Genomic DNA, 4,451 nt, shown 5'->3' on the forward strand with positions numbered 1-4,451 from the left:
GATTGGAGTACAGAGGCAATCAATTTAAAAAATAAAATTATTAAAGCGCTAGATGAAACGATCATGCCTGGGCTTTTAACAAACACGGAAGCAGAATTTTGGATGACGCCAGAAGATTTTAAAAAAGATTATAGATCTAAACACGGTGCGGGTTTTTCTATTGCGCCTATTTTTTCTCAATCAGCGTGGTTTAGATATCACAATAGAGATAAAAAAATATCCAATTTATACTTTGCCACTGCGGGCTCTCATCCTGGCGCTGGCATCCCTGGTGTTTTATGCTCCGCTAAAGCAATGGAAAAATTAATAAAAAAAGATTTTAATTTATAATTTTAAAATATGGAAAAATTTGAATTAAACCTTGACTCGATTAGCAAATTTGGAAAAAGCTTCTTTTGGGCAGGGTTTTTTCTTCCCTCTAAAAATAAAAATAATGCCTTCAAGCTCTATAGTGTTTGTCGTTATTTTGATGATTTAGCCGATGATGAATCACAGGACAATTCAAAAGATATTCAAAGAGCGTTTGATCATATTTACAAGGATAAAGAAAATTCAATCAATATTTTTTTCAAATCAAATAATATTTCTCTCACAATCTTAGAGGATTTAGTAAAGGGATTAATTTACGATCAAGGTTCCTTTGTCATTGAAAATGAGGAAGATTTGATTACCTATTCGTATCGCGTAGCAGGAACCGTGGGTTTAATGATGATGCCTATACTAGGGGTTAATAGCAGTGATGCAAAAAAAAATGCAATAGACTTAGGAATTGCAATGCAATTAACCAATATCGCTAGAGATGTCTATGAAGATGCAATGATGGGGAGAATTTATCTTCCCAAAAGCTGGATTAAAGACATCACGATAGAAGACTTGGTTAGTAAGGATTTATCTATACAAAAAAATCAAGTAGTGATGGATGCTTTGGAAAAATTAATAAATCTAGCAGAAGTTTTTTACCAAAATGGTTTCAATGGATTAAAGTTCATTCCACTCAAAACACGATTTTCTATATTTATTGCTTCTAAAATCTATAAAGGAATTAGTGATAAAATCAAAAAACAAAAATTTGTATATAATCAAAAACGAATTTATTTAAATGTGATGGAAAAGTTACTAATTACTGTTTTGGCAATTCCAAAATTTTTTACTGTTACAAGTAAATCAAATCGCTATCAAGATATTAGAAAAAAATTTAGTCATGAAAATCTATGATGTGGCATTTGTAGGGCTGGGAGCCAGCGCCCTATCTACTATTAAATTATTGTTTGAAAACACTAACCAACAATTAATTGGTATAGATAAAAATTTTAATAATAATCGTAATAATTTTTTTGGATTTTGGCTTACTGACTGGATGAGTAGGTATGAGGATTTAATTGAGGAAAGATGGGTGAATTGGAAATTTAACCTACAAGAGGTTGAAGTAGCCCAGGAAAGCAGAGATACACCCTATTGTGTTATTCGATATCAAAAATGGAAAGAATTCTGCCTGAAAAACCTAAGCAATCTTGAAATTAAAGAATTAAACGTTGCTTCAATTTTAAAAAAGGAAAATTATTTTGAAATTACCTTAGATAACAAAGAAGTTGTTTTTGCAAAAAAAATATATGACTCAAGAGTTCCCGATTTAAAAAAAGATAAACTTAAGCAACATTTCATTGGACATATAATTCAACCCGCAGAAAGTGGTCTTTCTGTTCCAATGCGATTAATGGACTTTCGCGTAAATCAAGATCAAGGTCTGCACTTTATGTATGTTTTGCCCCTTAAAAATAATTGCATACTAGTTGAGTCGACGGTGTTTTCTAAGAGCGTACTAGAAGACCACTGGTATGAGAGACAAATCGAAACCTATGTTAAGAATATTTTAGATATCCAAGACTTTAAAATACTTGAAAAAGAAAAGGGGATTCTGCCTATGCATGAAATTCAAACCCAAAAAAATACTAGCGATTATATAAATATTGGAACGAGGGGCGGCGCCTCCAAAACATCATCTGGCTACGCTTTTTCATTTTATCTCAAGCAGTTAACCAAAAACCTAAATGAACAAACTGAGAGTTTTAATGTTTATCATTCTCTTGTGAGTCGGTGGATGGACAATATTTTTGTTGATTTTATTGAACATTCCAAAAATAGTGAGTTGGTTTTTATTAATTTAGCAAAAAATCTTACAGGGCTAGAGTTTTCCTCTTTTATGATGGGAATTGCTAACTTTAAAACAAAAGTAAAGATAATTTTGGCCATGCCCAAAATGCCTTTTATTAAAAGTATGTTTAGAGTAATGGGTATAAATGGAAGAACTTAGTTTTTTATCTTTAGCGGCTTTATTCATGGTCTCTTTTATTGGCATACCGCATGGATCTTTTGACGGTGCCGTTGCCATGCTGATGGGATACAGCGATCGAAGAAAATTTACTCTTTTTATTTTTGGGTATCTTTGTATTAGTGCGTTAGTGATTATCTTTTGGATATATTTTCCCATTGCAGGATTATTGATTTTTATCTTAATGAGTATATTTCATTTTGGTCTTTGTGATTGGTCCTTTCTTAAAATACAAAATTATAAATGGCTAATATCGGCAACCCATGGAATGAATATAGTGTTTGGAATTATATTTTTTCATGAAGATGCATCTTTTCGAATTTTTGAATACCTATCCAATTCATCAATATATGAATTTCAAAGTTATTTAAGTTTTGCTTATTTTATTTATCTCTTATTAGTCTCTTGCTATCTATTTTTAGCCATTCAACATAAAAAGATGCGATATGGCTTACTAGAAATTGCAGTTATATTTTTTATTATTTCCTTATTAGAGCCTCTAGCCGCCTTTGCTTTATATTTTTGTTTTGTACATACGATTAAACACGTTTCTGCTATTCTTAAAAAAACGAGAGAGCATTTAACTAATGGAAGATTGGTTTTTACTTCTACTGTCTGGTTTACTATTGCAACTTGGGTTGGGGGCTGTGCTACAATTTACTATTTAAGTCAGAATTATTCTTTTGAGGAGTCTTTTATAAAAACCATATTTATAGGTTTGGCCTCTCTAACTTTGCCTCATATGATTTTAGTGGATTTAATGTATCGAAAAAAATTTAATTAAGAAAATTTGGTATTTTAAAACTCACGTTTTCATCTTCTTTTTGATTAATAATTTCCGTAGCGTATAGCTCTTTGACTTTATTTAAAAAAAGACTTAACTGCTCCTCTGGGGCGGAGGCGCTTGCGGTGATGCCGATTGTTTTAAAATTGCTTAATATTGTGTAATTAAAATCATCAACATTTTCAATGAGTTCGCTTTGATTGCACCCAAAACGTTTAGCTGTTTCAACCAATCTTATAGAGTTAGAGCTGTTATGTGCACCGATAACAAAAAACGCATCAACATTTTTTGCCATATCCTGAACAGAAAGTTGCCTGTTGGATGTAGCATAACAAATATCAGACTTTTTAGGTTCTACAATATTGGGAAATTTTATTTTGATTTCATTGACAATTTCTTGAGTATCAAAAACAGACAAGGTTGTTTGGGTTACATAGGCTAAAAGTTGATCTGAAGGAAAAAATAATTTTTTTACATCCTCTACATTTTCTACAAGTGTTAATTTACTAATATCATTTAATTGCCCGGCGGTACCTTCAACCTCAGGGTGATGATGATGGCCTATCATAATAATATGGTATCCTTGATTTTCTAATTGGATAATTTCTTTATGGATTTTGCTCACAAGCGGACAAATTGCATCGTAATAAACTAAATTATAATCTTTGGCTTTTTCAATGACCCTCTTTGCTACGCCATGTGCCGAAAAAATAACCGGTTGTTTAGTATTCTTGGGAAGCTCTTCTAAGCTATCTACAAACACAACACCTTTTTTTTCTAAATTACTGACAACAAATTTATTATGAACAATTTCATGTCTTACATAAACAGGAGCACCATATTTAACTAGGCACTTCTCTACCATTTCAACAGCTCGGTCTACCCCCGCACAAAATCCTCGATGTTTTGCAGTTATTATTTTTAACTCAGCCACAAATAAAAATTATCACAATAAAGTTAAGAAGAAGAGTTATTTTATAACAAAAAGAAGCTGTTGAGCATCAATGCTTTCGCCCGCCTTGACATAAAGTTTGTCAACAACCCCTGATCGATCAGCGTAAATAACGGTTTCCATTTTCATGGCCTCGATTGTGCAAAGCTTAGATCCCTTTTGTACTTTTAAACCTTCAGATACAGCTACATCAACCAGTAAACCCGGGATAGGTGCAGCCACGTGCTCATTGTTACTAGGATCCGCCATCTCTTTAGCTAAATCATCAACAGCGATAGAGTTATCTTTTATATCAACTGATCGAGGCTGGCCGTTTAGCTCAAAATAGACAGTTCTAAAGCCTTTTTCATTAGGTTCACTAAGAGTGAAATATCTTATGTTCAATG

At 32.4% G+C, this 4,451-nt stretch carries 5 protein-coding genes and 1 pseudogene; 4 read left to right on the forward strand and 2 right to left on the reverse strand.

Annotated features, from left to right (window positions below):
* The 4 genes and pseudogenes from AC1QQ2_RS13585 to AC1QQ2_RS13600 form a co-directional block, all read left to right on the forward strand.
* Nucleotides 1-330 (forward strand): annotated as a pseudogene (locus AC1QQ2_RS13585) (phytoene desaturase); the annotation flags it as partial.
* Between the two features lie 9 nt (nucleotides 331-339).
* Nucleotides 340-1,215: a phytoene/squalene synthase family protein gene (locus tag AC1QQ2_RS13590; RefSeq protein WP_479713524.1), complete on the forward strand. Its 876-nt coding sequence runs from the start codon at nucleotides 340-342 to the stop codon at nucleotides 1,213-1,215.
* On the forward strand, nucleotides 1,202-2,311 hold the full coding sequence (locus AC1QQ2_RS13595) for a lycopene cyclase family protein (RefSeq protein ID WP_479713525.1): 1,110 nt from the start codon (nucleotides 1,202-1,204) through the stop codon (nucleotides 2,309-2,311). Before AC1QQ2_RS13590 ends, AC1QQ2_RS13595 begins: the two co-directional genes overlap by 14 nt.
* Nucleotides 2,298-3,113, forward strand: coding sequence for a Brp/Blh family beta-carotene 15,15'-dioxygenase (locus AC1QQ2_RS13600; RefSeq protein WP_479713526.1), 816 nt, complete (start codon nucleotides 2,298-2,300; stop codon nucleotides 3,111-3,113). The genes AC1QQ2_RS13595 and AC1QQ2_RS13600 overlap by 14 nt, the downstream gene beginning before the upstream one ends.
* Here the strand turns inward: AC1QQ2_RS13600 and ispH are convergent.
* Both ispH and AC1QQ2_RS13610 read right to left on the reverse strand, forming a co-directional pair.
* Nucleotides 3,106-4,047: a 4-hydroxy-3-methylbut-2-enyl diphosphate reductase gene (gene ispH, locus AC1QQ2_RS13605; RefSeq protein WP_479713527.1), complete on the reverse strand. Its 942-nt coding sequence runs from the start codon at nucleotides 4,045-4,047 to the stop codon at nucleotides 3,106-3,108. The genes AC1QQ2_RS13600 and ispH overlap by 8 nt on opposite strands.
* A 36-nt stretch (nucleotides 4,048-4,083) precedes the next feature.
* Nucleotides 4,084-4,451, reverse strand: a 368-nt coding sequence (locus tag AC1QQ2_RS13610) for a biotin/lipoyl-containing protein (protein ID WP_479713528.1), incomplete at its 5' end; no start/stop codon positions are given.

Source organism: Aestuarium sp., assembly GCF_023253315.1.
Classification (GTDB): domain Bacteria; phylum Pseudomonadota; class Alphaproteobacteria; order Rhodobacterales; family Rhodobacteraceae; genus Marivivens; species Marivivens donghaensis.